The organism is Mycobacterium sp. E3339 (assembly GCF_001666915.1).
GTDB lineage: Bacteria > Actinomycetota > Actinomycetes > Mycobacteriales > Mycobacteriaceae > Mycobacterium.
In genome coordinates this window covers 29,229-49,305 of record NZ_LZIZ01000154.1, presented here as the reverse complement: position 1 = coordinate 49,305, position 20,077 = coordinate 29,229, and the positions used below count along the sequence as shown (strand labels likewise).

The 20,077-nt window shown below is 65.8% G+C and carries 18 protein-coding genes, 4 tRNA genes and 1 pseudogene; 15 read left to right on the top strand and 8 right to left on the bottom strand.

Annotated features, from left to right (window positions below; genetic code table 11):
* The 8 genes and pseudogenes from A5702_RS26355 to A5702_RS13900 all read left to right on the top strand — a co-directional run.
* Positions 1-164: pseudogene (locus A5702_RS26355) on the top strand (amidohydrolase); the annotation flags it as partial.
* Between the two features lie 129 nt (positions 165-293).
* Positions 294-461 carry a hypothetical protein gene (locus A5702_RS26350; protein ID WP_231965054.1) on the top strand — a complete coding sequence of 56 codons (168 nt, stop codon included), beginning with the start codon at positions 294-296 and terminating at the stop codon, positions 459-461.
* A 68-nt stretch (positions 462-529) separates the two neighbouring features.
* Positions 530-1,030, top strand: a complete 501-nt coding sequence (locus A5702_RS13920; protein ID WP_068221406.1) for a hypothetical protein — start codon at positions 530-532, stop codon at positions 1,028-1,030.
* 94 nt (positions 1,031-1,124) lie between these two features.
* A complete protein-coding gene (locus tag A5702_RS26345; RefSeq protein WP_156669623.1) occupies positions 1,125-1,355 on the top strand; it encodes a hypothetical protein in 231 nt (76 codons plus the stop codon).
* Between the two features lie 10 nt (positions 1,356-1,365).
* Positions 1,366-2,037 carry a hypothetical protein gene (locus A5702_RS13915; protein WP_067820690.1) on the top strand — a complete coding sequence of 224 codons (672 nt, stop codon included), beginning with the start codon at positions 1,366-1,368 and terminating at the stop codon, positions 2,035-2,037.
* A 63-nt stretch (positions 2,038-2,100) separates the two neighbouring features.
* Positions 2,101-2,397, top strand: a complete 297-nt coding sequence (locus A5702_RS13910) for a hypothetical protein (protein ID WP_156669622.1) — start codon at positions 2,101-2,103, stop codon at positions 2,395-2,397.
* A gap of 89 nt (positions 2,398-2,486) precedes the next feature.
* Positions 2,487-4,418, top strand: coding sequence for an alpha/beta hydrolase (locus A5702_RS13905; RefSeq protein ID WP_068221404.1), 1,932 nt, complete (start codon positions 2,487-2,489; stop codon positions 4,416-4,418).
* Between the two features lie 139 nt (positions 4,419-4,557).
* Positions 4,558-4,971: a hypothetical protein gene (locus A5702_RS13900; protein WP_068221402.1), complete on the top strand. Its 414-nt coding sequence runs from the start codon at positions 4,558-4,560 to the stop codon at positions 4,969-4,971.
* A gap of 657 nt (positions 4,972-5,628) precedes the next feature.
* Here A5702_RS13900 and A5702_RS26340 read toward each other — a convergent pair.
* Positions 5,629-6,123 carry a hypothetical protein gene (locus tag A5702_RS26340; protein WP_156669621.1) on the bottom strand — a complete coding sequence of 165 codons (495 nt, stop codon included), beginning with the start codon at positions 6,121-6,123 and terminating at the stop codon, positions 5,629-5,631.
* A gap of 600 nt (positions 6,124-6,723) precedes the next feature.
* Here A5702_RS26340 and A5702_RS13895 point away from each other — a divergent pair.
* Positions 6,724-7,359 carry a hypothetical protein gene (locus tag A5702_RS13895; protein WP_068221401.1) on the top strand — a complete coding sequence of 212 codons (636 nt, stop codon included), beginning with the start codon at positions 6,724-6,726 and terminating at the stop codon, positions 7,357-7,359.
* Between the two features lie 490 nt (positions 7,360-7,849).
* Complete coding sequence (locus A5702_RS13890; protein ID WP_068221399.1) at positions 7,850-9,325, top strand: hypothetical protein; 1,476 nt, start codon at positions 7,850-7,852, stop codon at positions 9,323-9,325.
* Here the strand turns inward: A5702_RS13890 and A5702_RS25720 are convergent, their stop codons facing one another.
* Entirely contained in the window at positions 9,326-10,204 is an 879-nt protein-coding gene (locus tag A5702_RS25720; RefSeq protein ID WP_197506564.1) for a DNA adenine methylase, read from the bottom strand.
* A 701-nt stretch (positions 10,205-10,905) separates the two neighbouring features.
* Here A5702_RS25720 and A5702_RS27295 point away from each other — a divergent pair.
* Entirely contained in the window at positions 10,906-11,610 is a 705-nt protein-coding gene (locus A5702_RS27295) for a DUF732 domain-containing protein (RefSeq protein WP_082956063.1), read from the top strand.
* Positions 11,611-11,775: 165 nt separating this feature from the next.
* On the opposite strand, the gene A5702_RS13885 is transcribed toward A5702_RS27295, so the two are convergent.
* The 3 genes from A5702_RS13885 to A5702_RS13875 all read right to left on the bottom strand — a co-directional run bounded on the left by A5702_RS13885 (position 11,776) and on the right by A5702_RS13875 (position 12,038).
* Positions 11,776-11,850: transfer RNA gene (locus A5702_RS13885), tRNA-Val, on the bottom strand.
* A 13-nt stretch (positions 11,851-11,863) separates the two neighbouring features.
* Positions 11,864-11,937, bottom strand: a tRNA-Cys gene (locus tag A5702_RS13880).
* Between the two features lie 28 nt (positions 11,938-11,965).
* Positions 11,966-12,038 (bottom strand) — tRNA-Gly (locus tag A5702_RS13875).
* A 181-nt stretch (positions 12,039-12,219) separates the two neighbouring features.
* Between A5702_RS13875 and A5702_RS13870 the strand changes: the two genes are divergently transcribed.
* The 4 genes from A5702_RS13870 to A5702_RS13855 all read left to right on the top strand — a co-directional run bounded on the left by A5702_RS13870 (position 12,220) and on the right by A5702_RS13855 (position 16,883).
* Positions 12,220-12,294, top strand: a tRNA-Val gene (locus A5702_RS13870).
* 120 nt (positions 12,295-12,414) lie between these two features.
* The gene (locus A5702_RS13865; protein ID WP_068221398.1) at positions 12,415-15,672 is read left to right on the top strand and encodes a serine/threonine-protein kinase; all 3,258 of its coding nucleotides are present in this window, start codon (positions 12,415-12,417) and stop codon (positions 15,670-15,672) included.
* Positions 15,673-15,705: 33 nt separating this feature from the next.
* Positions 15,706-15,999: a hypothetical protein gene (locus A5702_RS13860; protein ID WP_068221409.1), complete on the top strand. Its 294-nt coding sequence runs from the start codon at positions 15,706-15,708 to the stop codon at positions 15,997-15,999.
* Between the two features lie 53 nt (positions 16,000-16,052).
* The gene (locus A5702_RS13855; protein ID WP_068221397.1) at positions 16,053-16,883 is read left to right on the top strand and encodes an enoyl-CoA hydratase/isomerase family protein; all 831 of its coding nucleotides are present in this window, start codon (positions 16,053-16,055) and stop codon (positions 16,881-16,883) included.
* On the opposite strand, the gene A5702_RS13850 is transcribed toward A5702_RS13855, so the two are convergent.
* The 3 genes from A5702_RS13850 to A5702_RS13840 form a co-directional block, all read right to left on the bottom strand.
* Positions 16,878-17,666, bottom strand: a complete 789-nt coding sequence (locus A5702_RS13850) for an MBL fold metallo-hydrolase (protein ID WP_068221396.1) — start codon at positions 17,664-17,666, stop codon at positions 16,878-16,880. The two genes, A5702_RS13855 and A5702_RS13850, sit on opposite strands and share 6 nt — an antisense overlap.
* The gene (locus tag A5702_RS13845) at positions 17,663-19,213 is read right to left on the bottom strand and encodes a long-chain-fatty-acid--CoA ligase (RefSeq protein WP_068221394.1); all 1,551 of its coding nucleotides are present in this window, start codon (positions 19,211-19,213) and stop codon (positions 17,663-17,665) included. Before A5702_RS13845 ends, A5702_RS13850 begins: the two co-directional genes overlap by 4 nt.
* Before the next feature lie 157 nt (positions 19,214-19,370).
* The gene (locus A5702_RS13840) at positions 19,371-19,844 is read right to left on the bottom strand and encodes a hypothetical protein (protein WP_055403942.1); all 474 of its coding nucleotides are present in this window, start codon (positions 19,842-19,844) and stop codon (positions 19,371-19,373) included.
* Between the last annotated feature and the right edge of the window lie 233 nt (positions 19,845-20,077).

Below are 20,077 nucleotides of genomic sequence, written 5' to 3'. Positions count from 1 at the left end.
TCGATCTGGGCGCCCTCGCCGGGTTGGCCGAACGCATCGGCCCCACTCCCGAGGACCTCGGTCAAGACGACGCGGTCAGCATCCCCAAGTGGGAGGCGGCCCGCCGCACCGGACGCCACTGGCTGACGGACGCCGAGCCCATCCCCGACCTCGTCCAGAGTTGATCGCAGCGAATGCCGTTGAGTCCATGAGGTTTCGGCGCCGCGACCTTTAGGACGGCAGACGGGCTCTGTAGCATTGGCACTTTCGGTGGTGCTGATGGGTGGAGCGTGCCCCTTAAACGTGTTGACGAATTGAAGCCCGGCGACAAGATCCGGATGAAGATCGGGCACGCCACCGTCGTGGCGACCGAGCCCCTCGACGACGACCGCACCCTGCTGACCTTCAGCTACGGCACCCAGGGCGCGGCCGACAACGCGCTGACCGTGGATGTCCTCGAGGACGACGAGTGGGGTTGGTGAGGCCGGGGCTTGCCCGTGCTGGACCTCCGGACGAATATTGCATGGATACGGCCCTTTGAGGAGAGACGATGACGTCGACCCGCTGGAAGAGCTTCGCCGGTTTATGCGCGGCGTCGCTCCCGCTCGCCCTGCCCGTTTCCCCCGCCGCCTTCGCCGACAATCCGTCCTGGAACGGCCAGTACGCGATCACGTTCATGGTCGGCCCCAAGGCGGGGAACAGCATGGCCGTCGGCAATCCCGAGCAGCAGCACACCGAGACCTACGGTTTGCGCTCGAGCTGCAACAACGGAAAGTGCGTCGCCACGATCGTCAGCGGGCCGCCGCCGACCAACCCGACGGTTCCACAGCCGATCCAGTTCACCTGGGATGGCAAGTCCTGGACGCAGACCAACGACTTCCAGTGGGACTGCATGATGCCCGACACCTCGATCCAGTGGAATCCGGCCCGCGCCACCGTGACTTACACGCCCCAACCCGACGGGTCGCTTAACGGCCTGATGCACACCGAGATCTTGAGTGGCGCGTGCCAGGGAACCATCGACATGGACATGAAGGCCGAGCGCGTCTGAATTGCTCAAACGCCAGACACCCTCTGGCGACCCGCATAGCCTCGATCCACCTGCACGGCTCACCCATCGCGGCCGCGCGACACGAAGGAACATCATGACGACACCAGGACTCACACGATTGGCCGCCCGCACCGTCCTCGCCGCGGGGTTGGGAATGGCCGGCATGGGACTGACCGCGGCCGCGGCGAACGCCGACCCCGCGACGCCCAGCACCCCCGGCCCCAACCCCACCGCGGCCCAGAACCCGCATTCGGAGTCGGGGCTCTGCAACCAAACCGTCGTCCCGCGCGGCGCCCCGGCGCCCCCTCCCGGGTACTGCGGGTGAGGGCCGACGAATGAACTGGGCGACATTGATAACCAACGCGCTGGTACCCCTGGCGTCGGTGATCTCGAGCGCCACCGTCGCGATCTGGACGAAGCGCATCGACTTCAGGACCAAGGAGGAAGACCGCCGCCACGAACGCGTCCTCGACTTCGAGAAGCGGGCGGCCGACGACAAGAAGGCCGTGTTGAAGTCGCTGATCTCGGCGACCATCTACATCAAACGCGCGGCGCAGTACGAGGGGTCCGGCACCCCCGAGGAGATCGCCAGCCAGCGGCGCGCCGAGGCCATTCGGGAGCTTTACGACTTCCGCATGCGCCTGGGGCTCGACGACGGGGTGGCCGAGCTGATGGTCTACGCCGCGCCGCCGGTGCGCGACGCGGTCAGCCTCCTGCTCGACGAGTGGGACCGTCAATTCCGCGAGCATGGCTACTCGTTGACCCAATTGGATTCGTGCAAGCGGCAATTGGCGCAGTCCACCTCGTGTCCCGAACCGCGGGAGGACGTCACCGTGTACTACGAGGGCGAACTCAAGTGGTCCGAGCTGAGAAAGGTCGAGACGGTGTGGCTGGACCGGTTGGGCCGGGAATCCGAGCTCGACCTCGACGCACTCCTGGCGTTGTGCGACCGCACCCTGGAGGCCGCGCACAAGGACCTGCGCGGCGGGTACGGGCTCGACTGCTGAGTGCCTCGCACGGCCTGACCGTTTGCTGATTATTCGGCGTTATTGCTGGGTAACCTGGCGATCATGCGTGTCGTCTACGTTGCTGTCGCGATCGGCATAGCCATCGCCTTGTTCTCGGTCGCCCCGGTGGCGGCGCCTGCCCGTGCCGACTTGAGCGGTTACGGAAATTGCGTGGGAAGCATCACCGAAATCCCGCTCTGGGAACACGACTACCAGAACGGTCAGCTCATCGGGGTGATCGAGCAGGACCTTAATTCCGGTGTTACTCCCGCGGCCGAAGGCCAGAAGGTCTCGCGGATGGGGTTCGACCCGCGCCTGGCCAATCGAATCGTGGAGTGCGTCATTCAGGAGCGCCCGTAGAGCTCTCGTCGCGCGACGTCGCCGGGGCGCCCGCGGAGGTAACCTCATAGCTGGTCGGAGGACCGGCAACAGGCTCGAGGGGCGGTGCGATGCAGCTGAAATGGCTCAGCGTTGCCGACCTGATCGGTAGGGCCGGCGGCGATCCGTGGGCGATCAACCAGAGCCTGCAGGCCGGCAGCCCGGCTCAGATTTCGAGCCTGGCCGAGGCTTTTCATGGCGCGGGCCGGCACACCGCCGAGGCCGACCACGCGTTCGAGCAAGCCCGCAAGCGCTTCGACGCCGCGTGGAACCACCAGAACGGCGACCATCCCATCAACGACTCCCAAGAAGTGCAACGGGTGGTGAAATCCCTTGGCGCACAGTCCGAGCAGTTGCCCAAGATCGGCGCGGACCTGGAGAGCATCGCCGCGGCGTTGGCCGAGGCGCAGAAGGCGGGTGCCCAACGGATCTCCACCTTGGAACACGAGCTGCAGGGCCTCGACAACCTCATCGACGCGGCCGAGCACGATCTGCAGCACGGCAACCTTGACGCGAAGTCCAAGGCCTTCCTGGAGAAGTTGATCGAGGACGCGAAGGCCGACGCCGCCGACGATGTCCGGGATGCCCTGCACGACATGGAGTCGATCCGGGACGGCTACTCGTCCACGCTGCAGAACTGCCTGGGCAATCTGCGCACCGACGGCTACGACCCGAACGTGATCGCGCCCGTCGACGCCGACACCCAGATCCCGCCGCCGAACACCAAACCCGAGGACGTGAACCGTTGGTGGACATCGCTGACCCCGCAGCAGCGGCAGCGATTCCTCGCCGAGCATCCCGACCAGATCGGCAACCTCAACGGCGTCCCCATCCTGGCGCGCAATCAGGCCAACCTCACGGTGATGAACCAGGACCTCGACCGGGTGCGCGGTGTCGCCAGCCGCAGCGGCGTCTCGGTGGACGACGTGCTGCGCGACCCCGCGAAATACGGTCTGTCGCCCACGGACATCACCCGGTATCAGAACGCCAACGAGACCAAACTGGGCCTCGACCACGACGCGGGGGACCCGAATCACCCGAAACCGGTCTACCTATTCGCTTATGACCCAATGGCATTCGGCGGCAAGGGCAGGGCGGCGATCGCCATCGGCAACCCGGACACCGCGAAGAACACCGCGGTGATCGTGCCCGGCACCAGCAGCAGCGTCAAGGGCGGCTGGCTGCACGACGGCCACAACGACGCGATCAACCTGTTCGAACAGGCCAACGCCGCCGACCCGAACAACCCGACGGCGGTGATCGCGTGGATGGGTTATGACGCCCCGAACGGGTTCGACGACGTGCAGCGCATCTCCACGCCGGAACTGGCCCGCACCGGCAGCGCGGCCCTGGCGCAGGACGTCAACGGCCTGTGGGCGACACACCTGGGTGCGGGCCAGCATGTCACGGTGCTGGGCCACTCCTACGGTTCGACCACCGTCGCCGACGCGTTTGCGTTGCACGGCATGCACGCCAATGACGCTGTGCTGCTGGGTTGTCCGGGCACCGACGCGGCGCAGTCCGCGGCGCAGTTTCACCTCGACGGTGGCCATGTTTTCGTCGGGGACGCATCCACCGATCCCGTCGGCATGCTCGGTTCCCTCGACGGCACGAGCAAGAGCGTCTTCGGGCAGAACTTCTTTGGAACCAATCCCGGCCTGGGCACCGACCCCGCAGTCGACGGGTTCGGCTCGGTGCGCTTCCGCGCCGAGGTTCCCGGCTCGGATGGCATCAACCCGCACGACCACTCGTACTACTACCACCGCGGCAGCGAAGCGCTCTACGGCATGGCCGACATCGTCTCCGGCCACGGCGACCAGCTCCAAGCCGACGGCATGACGGCCGAGCACCGTTACTCGGTGGGGGGCATAAAAGTTGGGGTTCCGGGTCTGCCCCCGGTCACCATCGGCCCGCACACCCCGGCCGTCATTGACCCGGAGTGGCAGCGGTCGCCAGGATCTATTACCGACAACCATGTTTTCGATGCCCAACACCACCACTAAGGAACGATGAATGTCGTTGCGACAAGCACTGATTGCTTCCGGGTTGGTCGTCGCCGTGTTGTTAGGAGGATGCGCGCCAGTGCAACACAAACCACAAGCGGGGGGGTCGACGAACCCGTATGAGGATACGGCCCACCCCATGAGTGACGAGCAGACCAAGGCTCAGGTGATCGAGCCGGCTCGACAGATCGTCGCCGCCGCCAAGCTGGACGGGGTCAGCGGGGCGTTCTCTTACGCTTCCTGCAACGACCAGGGAGACCCGCCGTTTCAGGGCACCGTCACGCTCAGCTTCCTGATCCACGGCGACCCCGACGCCTATTTTCAGCAAGTCCGGACTGCGATGACCTCGAACGGCTGGAGCGACGGGGCGCCGGCCGGCCAGCACCTGCACGGCGCCGCGCTCAACAAGGACGGCGTGGTCGCGACTATCAGTTACCAGCCGTCCGACCACGCTTACGGGCAGATCATCCTCGACGGCCAATGCCGAAACATGGGGAACCACAAGGGCGAAGGCCAGTGGACCAACATCAACGATCAGCTGGGTGCGCGGTAAGACTTACGTTCGAGCGCGGGCAGACCGGGTGATAGACAGGCTCGCGGCAGTACTGGCTCTCGAGGTCAAAGCATGCCACCTTCGCCGTTCGATATGTACCGTGCCGGCCTGCCATCGGGGTACATCAGATACTTGTCGCAACTCTGGCTGTCACTCTGGATCGGCTGCGGGCAGCACTTCGCGATTGCGAGGCCGAAGGATGCCATGCTCCACTGTTGAACCAACGAGTTCGGCAAGGACTTGATCGGTGCCCCTTGCGAGCGACGCTTCGGCACATCGGTGTTTCGGCCGCTCGGCGTCGTCAAGGCGACCGCGCCGCCTAACCAGGGGTAGGGGTGACTGCCAGAAAAACGGCGACACTCGGCCCGTCGCCGCGCGGTGGTCCCTCTCTCCCCCGAGGTTCGGAAACGTGCGAGCAGCGTCTGACCTCGGTGACGAACCTTGATTGCGGCTGGAAGCGAAACGCATTCGCAAGGCGCCTCCCTAGACCGCGGCGTGTGGGGTGCCGGAGAGCAGATTCCTGACATTAGCGCGGTGGTGGGTGTAGGTGCGGCAGTCCAATTCTCGTCGTAGAGGGCTGGTTGGCGATTTGCTAGAATTCTGACCTGCGATTTGCTGCAAAGCGCAAGCCGGCTCGCTACCGCGGCGGGCTGATGACTAATAGCGTTCGGCCAGCCATGCCAAATTCTCTGCGAAGTCCTTGTGGTTGGCGGTTTTTCGATAGTCTTCGATGTATCCTTTGGTCTTTAAGAAGCCCTTGGGAATCGACTGAGGAAACATTGCCTTGACAAGACTCTCGCCAAGTAGCCCCCTCCTCGTCGCAGTAGCCAAGCCTTCGTAGAGGCCAAGGAGACCGTGAAGTTCCTCGCGTCGCTTATCAAACTCCGCATCTGCTAATCCACCGCGGCCAGGCGAAAGATTCGTAAACACGTCGTACCGACTCCCGTATAGCAACTCTCCGCGGATGCGAGCCATGTCGGGAGACATGCTGCGTGAGTGAATACTCAGCAGCGCATCGACGTTCCTTGATCGTCGTTCTTCTCCATTCGCCTTGATCGCCACTACCAGTGCGGCGAGCGACACGGCAAGGGTCACGACAGCCGAGCAGATCGCAGTCCATAACGAGACGATGGCGATTGTGTGGTCAGTCATGGTGATGGATCCTATGCCGCCGTTTCATCCCACTTGCGTACCGGCGACGCCGTCTACTTTTCCCTAACGCGCGTTCGACGGACCCGCAGCGTCCCCATTTTCTTGGGGGTCTCGGCGTGCCCGATGCTGGCGTCGCTCGGGTGGAATCACCGTCATGGCCACGCCATCGCACTAATGCCTGGCATGGAAACCGTTTGAGTGAGACTCGTGCCCATACCGAGCCAGGTCCGCGGCCACCGCGGAGGCGTTAACGTCTTCGAGATTCCGCATGGTTCCACTGCACTGATCAGCTTCAGAGCTGTATCGACAGCAGCTCGCCGGCGCGGTGTTCGCGCGCTACCGCCTGTCGCCAATCCAGCCGGCACCGCCGGCGCCACTGCCGGCACCGCGGCACGTGATGAACCCACAACGTCGGCTGCTCGCAGTACTGCGCCGGGCTTGCGCGATCGTCGGGGCGTGATCGCGGCGCGGGCCCGACCGGCACGAAATGGGAAACCCAACCGGGGGGTCACAGCAGATCTTGCTCGCGAGTGATCAACAGTAACGTTGCGCTTTTCGGTAACGCCACTTGCCGTTACAGTTTGCGGTAACGTTACTGCTGTGCCCGCGGCATTGAGGATTTGCGAGGTCTGCGAGACCACCTTCCACGGCCGAACAGACGCCCTGTACTGCTCGACCGCGTGCAAGCAGCAGGCCTATCGCCAGCGTGCCCGAAGCGCCCCGGCCAACCTCATCGCAGTGCCGCACGGTGGGAACCCGGTGCCTCATGGCGACACCTGGATGGGCGGCCGCTTCGGCGGTCTCTTCGGCGACGACTACGCCACTCTCGCGGTCGTCGCCAATGAAATCGCGGCCAGTGTCAAGACGCCGGCGGCGCGCCAGAAGCGGCTCACAGCCGCCGAGGAGAATGCCGCCCAGGTGATTGAGAATTACGTCGGCGACGTTGCAGCCATCGGACGCTCTACCGACGAAGGGTTTGACTTCGAAACCCCGTTGGGCGGCGCACTTCCCGCCACAATCGACGCAGACCTTGCCCATGAACTCGCAACGAGACTGCAAGCCGCGCTGCCACGACTAGTCGAGCTGGCATCGCTTCTTATCAGACGATCCATTAATGAGAGGATACAACCTGTGGAAAACAACGAGGTGTGCACGGTGCATTCAACCGACTGCGTCAGGCAGACGTCCACCGGTGAGCCGTACTGCATAGCCTGTGACTACATGTTGTTTTTGTAAAACAGCACAAGCTATAGCATCTCGGCCCAGTAGTCCTTCGCCAGTTACTGTCGGCCACCTTCGCTCGGCAGCCCGGTCGCGGCGCCAGCATTGGCGTTCGTTGCGGTCAGGGTAGTTGGCTGAGCGGCTCGAAGTGCTGGCAGATGTCCAGGGCAGCCACGCGGTCGGCGTCGCGGCTTGAGGTGTAGACGCCGACTATGGCGTCGACCGCCGAGTCGGTCGTCGTGTCATAGAAGCAGCGGCGGTCGATGCTGGGCCCCGGCGCGGGGCCGCGGTGATTGCGATTCGGTTCCGCAGATTTCCGCGCACGCGTAGCGTCCGTAAATTATGAGGCGGCCGTGCAGCTTCCCGCGGTATGTCAAATCCGACCAAGCCGTACGCGACGCCCAGGACCAAACTGCCTGAAGACGATCAAGATCCTGGGAAGGGGAGCCGAGGAACGATGCCAACAGCACGATGGCCAATTATTGACGACGTCAGTCTCGATGACGTGGCGCTCGATGTCCAAAACGTTCGTCTTGCGATCGAAGGCCTCGACGAGGCCGGTATCGCTAGCTATTTGGCCGAGGCTGAGGATCTGATCGGGCTGGCTCGGGACTTGCTGCGAGATGGCTATATTGACAACGAGATTCCGATCGTGGTCTTGGAAGGCGGCAGTTATGTTGTGTTGGAAGCGAATCGGCGCGTCGCAGCACTCAAGGCGATCCAGAACCCAGAGATAGTCGGTCGATTTGCCGCTCAGCTGAAAAGGTATCTGAGCCGGTACTCGGACGCCGACACGCCCACCGAAATTCGCGTGATGGTGGCGCCCTCGCGGGAAGCCGCCCAGCCGGTGCTGGCGCGCCTACACACCGGGCAGCCCAAGCGATCCTGGATCCGTGAGCAGCAAGCGATCTTCTACCACGCGCAACTGTCAGACACGGTGACCGTCGATGACCTGCGCACCCTGTACTCTCGCGAGGCCGGCAAGATCGTCTCATTCATCCGCATGGGAGAGATGCGCCAGCTGATCCGAAGTCTTCGATACGACGACCCCGAACTCGAGGAGTTCGTGAAGTCGAGCAAGTTGAAAATGACGTCGCTCGAATACGCTTACGAGCGGCCGCGGATCCGAGATGTGCTGGGCATCGAATTCAACGACCGTGGGCAGCTCATGTCCAGGCGACTGAATGATGCGCAGCGGCGAGGTGTCATGTACCTGCTCGGACGTTTCAAGGCCGGAACGCTCAACACGCGTTCCGCCGAGCTCAAGCAGAGCAGCCCCCAACACGAATTGTTCGTCCAGGAACTCCAACGTGTGGTGTCCGGCGCGAGACCCGATGAGGAAAGCGAGCCAGCCGATACCGACAGTGCCGACGACGAGCCGGGATCGGGCGGGTCGGATGGTGGCAGTGGAACGGATGCCACGGGAGCGGGCCCTAGCATTGGGGGCGGCACTCCTGCGTCGGGCGGCGGAGCCGCCGGTAGTGGATCGCAGCAGCCCGGCTCCAGCGGCAGCGCAGGTACATCGTCGGGCTCTAGGGCGCCGAACCGTGGCGACACCCGATCGCGCCTTGATTTCACGGAGTTCGAGTACCAGGGCGGCTCAGCCGGCCTCCGGCGTCGTCTCGAAGAACTCAGTCGTTTGGATGTGCGGGACTTTCCAAATGCCGCACATGATTTGATGCGCACTGTCCTTGAATGTGGGATCAAGGTTTACTACTTGGGCCAGGGCGCCAACCTTGAAGGGAAGATGCTGAAGCAATGCGTCGACGATCTTGCGCGTGACTTCGCGTCGGACCCGAGCATGACGGCATGGATCAATGCGATCAAGCGTCGGGGCAGCATGACAGCGAGTCAGTATGCCGGAACATCGTTTTCACTCAACGCCAACAATCATGAGCCTGAAGCCTTCGTCAACGCGAGAGATGTGCACGAGGCATGGGAGCGAATCAAGCCGATCCTAAAAAGAATTCTCGGCTGCTGATCAGTTGCGTGTCAAAAGTTTTGAGACAGGTCGGGAGGCCACAAGTAATTCCTGAACCTTTCCTGACCTGTTGGCGCTGTAGCTCAGTTGATAGTCGCGGACATCGTGTCCTTGGTATTGCTTACGGATGAAGTCTGACGGGTCGTAGGTAAGCACCCAGTTCGCGTCGCGACCGTCTCCCAACAGCGTTGCCAAATCCGCATGGTCACGATGTGTGAATGCATTCAAATACAGACTTCCTCCCATGTCGACATAGGGGGGATCAATGTAGATGAACGCCGAATTCTGCCGCATGTAGCGCCGAATCACCTCCATGCCATCAATATTGGAAATCTCAATCCGGTGGGACAGATTGCCGATAGCCATCACCCTGTCCGCCAGCTGCTTTCGGTTATAGCGGGCATCAATTTTGTAGTTTCCGTTCTGAGCCACGCCGCCTATTGGACCGGCCCGCAGGATACCTGATCGGTTTGTGCGGTTGAGGTAGAAGAACGCGAATCCCAATGTTAGCGGATCGAATTCATCTGCTGCTCGATATATTTCGCGCTGGCGCCGCCACTCATCGACGGTTAGAACAGCATCCATGATTTTGGTTACGAATGTCTCTGGTTGCTCGGTCACCGACTTCCAGAAACAGTATACGGCAGGATCGATGTCATTTATTACAAGCTTTTTAGCGATGCCCTGTTGCAGCAGGACGATTCCAGCGCCGGCCCCGCCTGCATATGGCTCGACGTAAGTAGGACGTCGGATTCCAATCCGGTCGATGAGTTCTCCGAAAAAGCCGGCCAACGCGGCTTTGCCGCCAGGATATCGGAGTGGACTGGCGGCGGCGCTTCGTCCTGACGCCTTGATAGTCAAGAGCGGTTGTCTCGTCACCTCGTCACCACACCTTTTCGATCGCGCTCGCCCACGGCATGCCTTGACGCGGCATGCAGTTGAACAGTAGAGCGCGTCCAAGCGCCCGTTGAAGGTATTGACGCAATTCTTGCAAGCCCGTGTCTGCCAGCGCGGCGCGGTTGTTCCTGCCGTAGACCTCGGATCCGGGCCGCTAGGTCGGCGGCCCGACAACTGTTCAGACGCGAAATGGTGCATATTGGTTTCAAAGCTGCTTCGCCTGCCCTACTAGTCGGGGCTTACGACATCTACCGGCAACCACAGATTCATCGTCAGGCGGGACCGTCCGTTGCCGCTCATCGCGGGCATCTCAACGGCTGCCGGCCAACCTCCGCTCGATGTGCGTATCCATGCGATGTGCCGTGCCGTCATCGTTGGCTCATGGTGCAGCCCGAATGCTTTGACCCACATAGGCAGCTCATCCCTGCGCTTTGCCTTCGAGGGGAAGGCCCGCGCAACATCTACTCTCTTCCAGGTCCAGGCGGTGCAAGGCGGCGTACTCGTCAGAGGACTCCCACGAATCGAACATAAGTTCAATATGCGCTTCAGGTCACCACATCGGCACCGGAGATCAAGACAGCCGGATCAACTCTTCAGACGCGCACGAGGATGCTTTGGTTCCTCCCGTTCCAGATTGTGAGGTGAGCTTCCACGGCGAACGACGGCCCAAAGCGTGCCCGCAGATGTACCGTCCAGCTATGCCGAACACCCCACGGGGGGAGGAGCCCACGTCCGCGAACGAACCCGAACCGATCACGGAAATCCCAGCATCGGCAGCCCCGACGGCCATTGCACCGGTCCCGCCGCCCCCTCAACAATCCCATGCCGACGCCTGGTCCTTCGAAGAACCCGAACTACACACACCTAACATGTGGCCGACACGAATACGCTGGGCGGCTGCGACAGCAGTGTTTATGGTTGCGATTCTCACCCTTGCCTGGATGGCGTGGACGCTGGCCGGGTTTCGCAAACCTAGCCCGGCCCCGTCGCCACCAGCAACCGTCACTATGCCGGCGCCACCACCATCGACGGTGACACTGACCCCAACCAACACAAATCCGCCACCACCAGTGGTCGTGCCCCTGTCAATTCCGCCGACAACCGTGACGCTGCCGCCGACAACGGTTATGTTGCCTCCGCGGCCCATAGCGCCGAGGCATTTCAGCCCCGCCGAAGATGAACAACTTCTCAGCAAATTGCGGGCGCTGGGATGGGACATTCACAACCCCCCGGTAGTTGTCGACACCGCTCGCACAGCGTGCTTACTGATGCACGAAGGTCACCAGCCCGACGAGGTCTCTAACATCGTCGCCGCCGAGACCGACGTGTCCTTGCATGATGCGATGCAGCTAGTTGCCAGCGCCCAAGGGTCGTACTCAGGCTGCTAATGAGCGATGGAAACCGTTGTTAGGGAACCATCCCCTCCAAGAATGCGGCAGGCAGGCGGTTTTGGTTCCACTGATTTCCGACGAGTCTCGTCGGTGCTCTTTCCGAGCTATCAGTTCACGCATGGCAAATCCGCGCCTGAAAAATGACTTGACATGCACGAACTCTGGTGCGCGATACTGGGATTGAACCAGTGACCTCTTCCGTGTCAGGGAAGCGCTCTCCCGCTGAGCTAATCGCGCCGGGAACAAAAACTGGAGGTGGAGACGGGAATCGAACCCGTGTGCACGGCTTTGCAGGCCGTTGCCTCACCACTCGGCCACTCCACCGCTGGGATTGATGCCACTTGCACCTTCGAGCGGATGACGGGATTCGAACCCGCGACCCTCACCTTGGCAAGGTGATGCGCTACCAACTGCGCTACATCCGCGCGCCTCGGACGAGATCGTCGCCCGGTGCGAAGCACGACGATAGTCCACGTGAGCGGGCACATACAAATTTCTTCATACGAGCCGCGTCCAGGCTAACGCAGTGGCCTGACGGCGCATACGGGCCGGTATTGTCGAGGCCAGGCTCGTGCTAATCTTCGACGTCGTTCGCCTCTCGGCGCCGGTCCCGTGGCTCAGTGGGAGAGCGTCCGCTTCACACGCGGAAGGTCGCTGGTTCGATCCCAGCCGGGACCACCACTTCGTGGCAGCCACGCTTCGTCCACCGCGCCGAACGCCCGAAACTTCCGGCATCGCCCCAGGTCAATCCGCGCTATGGTGACACGACCGGGGGCCCTCTCTAATCGCGAGGACAGGTCGATGGCCGACGTGGACGCAGAGGCGATCCAGCAGGATCTGATCGCCGGCATCGGCACGGAACTCGACTTCGACGACGTCACCGAGATCGGCCGCGGCGGATTCGGGGTCGTCTACCGTTGCGCTCAGCCTGAGCTCGACCGCCTGGTGGCCGTCAAGGTGCTCACCAACGACCTCGACCCCGAGAACCTCGACCGCTTCCTGCGCGAGCAGCGCGCCATGGGCCGGCTCTCCGGGCACCCGCACATCGTCACCGTGCTGCAGGCCGGCACCACCCGCAGCGGCCGGCCGTTCATCGTCATGCCGTATCACGACAGGGGCTCGCTGTGGGGCCTGGTCAGCGGCGGGGGCCCCCTGCCCTGGCCCGAGGTGCTCAGCATCGGCGTCAAGCTCGCCGGCGCGCTGGAGGCCGCGCACCGTTCCGGCATCCTGCACCGCGACGTGAAGCCGGGGAACGTCCTGCTGACCGACTACGGCGAGCCGCAGCTCACCGACTTCGGCCTGGCGCGCATCGCCGGCGGGTTCGAGACCCGCGCCGGGGTGGTCATGGGCTCGCCGGCGTTCATCGCCCCGGAACTCCTCGAAGGCGCCACGCCGACAACCGGTTCCGACGTCTACTCGCTGGCCGCGACGCTGTTCTGCGCGCTGACCGGACACCCGCCGATGGGCCGGTCGGTCCACGAAATGCTGACCGAGCGGGGCGCGCCCGACGACGTCATCGCCGTGATCGAAACCGGCATGACGCGCGATCCCACCCGCCGGCCGGTCTCCGCGCTCGACTACGGGGAGCAGCTGCGCGAGGCCCAACGCCGGCGCCGGGCCCCCGTCGACAGCATGGTCGTGCCGGTCGACGCCGCGGGATCGACGGTCCCGGCGGCCGCGTATCGCGCCCGGGAAACCACGCCGCCCGCGCCGGCCACCAAATTCCGTCCCCCCGCGTCCACTCGGGCGCTCGTCGCGCGCGACCGGTTGATGGCGCTGCTGCGCGCGGCCGGGCGCCGGCGGCTGATCCTCCTGCACGCGCCGTCGGGATACGGCAAGACCACCCTGGTGGCCCAGTGGCGCGCCGAACTGACCGCCGCCGGCGTGACGGTGGCCTGGCTGACGGTCGACGACGACGACAACAACGTGGTGTGGTTCCTCGCCCACCTGCTCGCCGCGATCCGGCGGGTGCGTCCCGCCCTCGCCGAACCGCTCGAGCAGATGCTCGAACAGCGCGGCGACGAGGCCACCCGCTACGTGCTGACCTCGCTGATCGACGCGATCGACGACCTCGGCGAACCCATCACCCTGGTGGTCGACGACTGGCAGCGGGTGTCGGACCCGCAAGCCATCGACGCCCTGCGCTTCCTGATCGAGAACGCGGGCGATCACCTGCAGGTCGTCGTGACCAGCTGGTCACGCCCCGCCGTGACGTTGAGCAAGCTGCGCGTCCGCGACGAGCTGGTCGAAATCGATTGCGAAAAGCTGCGTTTCGACGCCGACGAGGCGCGGTCCCTGTTCAACGACGTCGCCGGGCTGCAGCTGCCCGGCGAGGACGTCGAGGCGCTGACCGCGTCGACGGACGGCTGGGTCGCCGCCCTGCAACTGGCGACGCTGTCCCTGCGCGGCGGCGGCGACGCGGGCGACCTGGTGAGCCGCATGTCCGGCGACGACGAGGCTGTCGAGGAGTTCCTCGCCGAGAACGTCCTGGACACCCTGGAGCCCGAGCTCGTCGAGTTCATGATGGCGACCTCGATCACCGAACGGATCTGCGGGGAGCTGGCGTCGGTGCTGGCCGAAGTCGGTGGGGGCCACGCCATTCTCGAGGACATCGAGCGGCGCGGCCTGTTCCTGCGGCGCATCGATCATGCGCCGCAATGGTTTCGCTACCACCAGATGTTCGCCGGGTTCCTGCGACGCCGCCTCGAGCGCGAGGAACCCGGGAGCCTTGCCGAGCTGCACCACACGGCCTCGGAGTGGTTCGCCGAGCACGGCCTCATCAGCGAGGCCGTCGACCACGCGCTGGCCGCGGGCGAGACGGCGCACGCGGTCGACCTCGTCGAGCGCCTGGAGACCAGGGCGCTGATCAACCAGTCCCGCATGACCACCTTCCTGGGCCTCGTCGAAAAGCTGCCGCCCAGCCTCGTGGTCTCCCGGCCGCTGCTGCAGCTCGCATCGGCGTGGGCCAACATCCTGCTGCACCGCAGCGAAGCCACCGAGGCCGCGCTGATGCGCTTCGCCGCCGCGCTGGCCAAGGCGGACCTGCCCGAGGAGAGGCGCGCCGACCTCGCGCTGGAAGCCAGCGTGGTGGGGGCGGTGGCCGAGATCTACGCCGACCGGACCGAGGGGCTCGAGGAGCGGCTGGCAGACGTCGTGTCCAGCGCGGACCAGCTGCGTCCCGTGCTGCCGCAGGCCGCCGCCACCGCCCTGGCGTTCGCGGCGATCTACCGCTTCGACCTGCCGGCCGCGCAACAACTCCTGGAGTGGGCGGAGCCCTTCAACGAACAGGTCGGCGCGGTGGGCGCCGTGTACGCATGCTGCTGGGCCGGCATCGCCGCCCGCCAGCAGCTCGACATCGGCCTGGCGTTGCGCAAGTTCCGCGAGGGTTTCGAGATCGGCTCGGCGGTGGGCCCGCACTCCTACGCGGCGCGCATCGCCGGCGCGGCGCTCGGCGAATTGCTCTACGAGACATGCGAATTGGACGAGGCCGCCGAGCTGCTGGAGGAAAGCTATCACCTGGGTCCGGAAGGCGGCGGGGTCGACTACCTGGCGGCCCGCTACGTCGTCGGCGCCAAAGTCAAAGCCGCACAGGGTGATCGCGAGGAGGCGGTCGGCCGCCTCGACGCCGGGATGGCGGTGGCCGAGAAGCTGCGGCTGCCGCGCCTGGCGGCCGCGATCAACCACGAGCGGGTCCGGCTGGAGTTAAAACTCGATCCCGCGGAGGCCGACCGGCTGCGGGCGACGGGTGAGGTGCCCCGCGACGGCGACGGGATCGCCACCGTCACCGCCGAGCTCGACGCGGCCTCCGGCATCCGGCTGCTCGCCCGAAGCCGCGCCCGCGACGACCGCGACCTGGCCTGCCGCAACGCCGCCGCGCTGCTGGCCGGCATCGATCCGGCCGCCCGGCCGCTGGCGAACCTGCAGGCCCGCCTGCTGCTGGTCGAAACCCTCACGGCCGTCGGGCGCGCCGACGACGCGCGCGAGGACCTGACGCTGGTGCGCGACCTGTGCGCCCGACACGGATTGCCGCGGCTGCTCATCGACGCCGGCCTCGGTTAACGACGACACACAACATGCGAAAGGACGGTGGCCGTGGTAGGCAACCAAGAAGGCATCGGCATCCTGAAACTCGAATGCCCGCAAGGCCATCCCGTCGGCAGGCTGCTCAAGGACACCCCGCACCAGGCGGTCGCCTTCGACCCGGGCGCCCAGGTGGGGCCCCGCCGGTTCTGGCCGGACGAAGACGACCAACCCAGGTTCACCCTTAACTGCCGGTTCTGCGACAAGCCGGTGGCCGAGGCCACGACCACGTTGCGGGACAAGCTCGCGACCCTGCTCGACGACGCATCGACGGGCAGCGCGACGGCCACGCTGGCGTACGTGTAGATCGGCGCGGCTACTGTAAGAGCGACAGTAGCGACCGATGTGAGAGGAATCCCGTGGCCGAGACCCCGCACGACAGCCCCCGCCCGCCCGAGGGGGATTGGCTGGGCACGCCCTACCTGACCTTCGAGCGTCAGGGGTCGATCGCGGTGTGCACCATCGACCGTCCGGAGGCGCGCAACGCCCTGACCCCCGCGATGTACTTCGGGATCCGTTACGCCGTGGGACGTCTCAACGAGGACCCCGAGCTGGCCGGGCTGTTGATCACCGGGACGGGTGACGTGTTCGCGCCCGGCGGCGACATGGGCGGCGGGGGAGCGACCGACAACTGGATCACCTTCGGCGGCGCGCTGGGCATGGATGTCACGCCCTTCGACACGGTGCGCACCTCGGCCAAACCGATCGTCTCCGCGGTCAACGGCCTGTGCCAGGGCGGCGGGTTCCAGATCGCGCTGTGCAGCGACCTGTCGGTGGTCAGCGAGCGCGCCACATTCCGCGTGCCCGAACTTTTCCGTGGCTACGCCGACACCTACTACAGCCAGATGCTGGCCCGGGTCATCGGGCCGGTGCGCACCCGCGACCTGATGTTCACCGGGCGGGTGCTCACCGCCGCCGAAGCCCTGGACTGGGGCCTGGTCACCCGGGTGGTGCCGCACGAGGCCATGCTCGATACCGCGAAAGAGCTTCTCGCACAGTGCTGTCGGACCGCCCCGCGTGCCCGCGGCGTGATCAAGTCCAGCATCGACAGCTACCTGGGTCTCTACGACCGCATCGGCATGGTCAGCAGCCTCAGCGACGCCGAGGCCCGCGAGGGCTTCCGCGCGTTCAAGGAGCGCCGCTCGCCCGACTGGGTGCACCCCGACCTGCGGGCCGAGGGGCGGCTATAGGTCGATCCACTCCCCGTGGGCGGCGACCCGCAGCCGGTCGCCGATCCCGGCCTGATCGAACGCCGCCGCGAATTCGTCGACGCCCTCGCTGAAGTGGGCCCAGCCGTCGACGTGGGCGGGTATGACGACGCGGGCGCCCAGGATCTCGGCGGCGGCGGCCGCGCGCGCCGAGGTCAGCGTCAGCGGGCGCCCGCGCTCCTTGGTCGGCACGCTGGCCGCGCCCGCGAACAGCACAGCGACGTCGACGACGCCGACGCGCTCTGCCACTTCCTTGACCGCCGCGATCGAGGCGTTGTCGCCGCTGAGGTACACGGTGGGCAGGCCGGGTCCGGACAGCACGAAGCCGGTCACCTCGCAGTTGACATGGCCGCTCTCGTCGCGCTGCCCGTCCGCCGGGCCGTGCACCGCCGGAACCGCTTGCACCACAAGCGATTCGGATAGCTTGTAGGTCTGCCAGGGCGCGACGCCCACCGCGGGCGGTCCCAGCCGGGCGGCGCCGCCCGGGTGGGTGAGCACCAGCGGCGCGGCCAGGGCCATCGCGCGACCCTCGTCGTCGAGGTTGTCGGGGTGCTGGTCGTGGCTGATCAACACCGTGTCCACGGCTCCGAGCGCTTCGGCGCGCACCGCCGGGCCGGTGAGCTTGGTCAGGTACGCGTGGACACCGGGCGGGTCGAACGTCGGGTCCATCACGATCCGCTGACCCGCGATGTCGACCACCGTGGTCGGGCCGCCCAGCACACTGATCGCGCGGTCGCGCCGCCGCGCGTCGACCACCACGCTCATATGCCCCGGCCCCGGTCGCGCCAATACGGTGCGCGCAGTTCGGCTTTCAAGATCTTCCCGCTCGCGTTGCGGGGCAGCGTTTCCACGAAGTCGACGGTTCGCGGGCACTTGTAGCCGGCCAGGTGCCGGCGGCAGAACGCGATGACGTCGTTCGCGTCGACCTCACCGTCGGGCACCACGATCGCCTTGACCGATTCGCCCCAGAAGTCGTCGGGCACACCGATCACCGCCGCGTCGGCGATGCCGGGATGCTCGATGAGCACGCTTTCCACCTCGGGCCCGTACACGTTCTCCCCGCCGGTGATGATCATGTCCTTGAGGCGGTCCTCGATGTAGACGTAGCCGTCGGCGTCCAGGCGGCCGACGTCACCGGTGCGCACCCAGTCGTCGTCGGTGATGGTCTCGGCGGTCGCCTCCGGCCGGTTGAGGTAGCCGCTCATGTTCTGGTTGCTGCGCACCCAGATCTCGCCGGGCTCCCCGGCCGGTACCTCGGCACCAGTCTCGGGATCGACCACGCGAATCTCGGTGCCCAGCACCGCCTTTCCGGCCGCCAGCTGCAGGTGCGGGCGGGCGGAATCGCGGTGGTCGTCGTCGCTGAGCGCGGTGACCGCGCCACACAATTCGGTCTGCCCGTACACCTGGACGAAACGCGTGTCCGGCCAGGTGTCCAGCGCCCGGTGCAGCAGCGGCAACGGCATGGGCGCGGCCCCGTACACGATGTAGCGCAGGCCCGCGATCGCGGCGTGGGCGGCCTCGCCGGCCTCGAGGAACCGGGCGATCACCGGCGGGACGAAGAACGCGTGCGTCGCGCCGGCCCGCACCGCGCCCACCAGGGCGGCGGCGTCGGGTTCGCGGGTCATTATCGTCGGCGCCCCGGCCCGAATCCCGAAGAGCGCGTAGCCGATTCCGCCGACGTGGAACAACGGCATGGCGACGAGGTTCGCTTCCCCGTCGCCGAACGGGAACGCCGGCGCGAGGTTCGCCGCGTGATTGACCAGCGCGCGCTGGCTCAGCAGCACGCCCTTGGGCCGCCCGGTGGTGCCCGAGCTGTAGATCACCAGCGCTGTCTCGCTCAGGTCGACGGCGGCGTCGCCCTCGGTGGGCTCGGCCGCGGCCAGCAGGGACTCGTATTCGTCGCCCACCGCGACGATGCGCTCCAGGCCCGGCACGCGTTCGGCGGCCGCCTCGGCCGCGGGCCGCAGCTCGGCGCCGGCGAAGAGCAGCCGCGCCCCGCTGTCGTGGAGCACGTGCACGAGTTCGTCGCCCATCACGCGCCAGTTGACGACGGTGGTCACCGCGCCGATCGATGCGGCGGCGAACAGCACCTCGAGGCAGGCGGGGTGGTTCTTGTCCAGGAACGCCACGCACTGTCCGCGCCGCACCCCGGCGGCGCGCAGCGCGCCGGCCGCGCGACGGATCCGCGCCGCCCAGTCAGCCCAGGACCACTGCCGCTCCCCGTAGCGGATAGCGATGGCGTCGGGCCGTTGCCGCGCGTGCCGCTCGACGAACCCGGCGAGCGTTTCGGTCGTGTGGTCGCCTGCTGGCATGAACCCCTCCGCGTAAGTGAACTTCCTCCCGTCGAGTGTGCACTGAGGGCTTTGACTGTGCGCTGAGGGCCGAAATTGCGCGGTTTTCCCGCCGTGGACGCACGCGCAAAGCCGTGGACGCACGCGCAAGCCCGGGAGGCACACCCGCGAAGCGGAATCAGAACATGGACCCGATCATCGTGCCGCCGTCGCTGACCGCCTGCGGGGTCGCACTGTTGTCCTGGCGGTAGTCGATGAACGCCGACTGCCCGGTCGAGGGGTTCAGCAATTCGGTGAAGCTGCCGATCACGGGAATCGCGCCCTCGGGGGCCAGCACGTCGGCGGTGTAGTCGACGGAGGCCTCCTGCTGGAAGTGCCGTCCCGCCTCCGCCTTGGTGTGCGGCTCGCCCACGACCTGCACGTTGCGCAAGATGGCCGACGCGTCCCCGGCCAGCTGGTCCTTGTCCGCCTGCAGCAGGGCGAGGGCATCGGTCCCGCCGGCGGGCTTGACCGTGACCCGCAGCTGAGCGCTGGCGTCGGCGTTGCTGAGCGCCACCCAGTTCGGGCCGCGGTGCCCGAGCGTCCAGCCGGGTGCGGGGACGATGGAGACGCCCTGGGCGATGTCGATCGCCTCGGCCGAGGCGAGCCGCACCGGCGGGGCCCCATTGGCGGTGGCCGTCAGGACCACTACGGCCGTCACGGCGACGGCGGCGAAGGCGAACAGCCGGGAGCGCAACGGCGCGGGCACGGGCAAATTGAACATGGTCCTACGATCGCGCCGCCGGCACGCGATGTCCAAGACCGCCCCGCTATTTGCTGATAGCTCTCCCTTATCGACGGGGTGTGTCAGCATTTCTGCGGCAACACGATCGTCGAAAAGAGGGG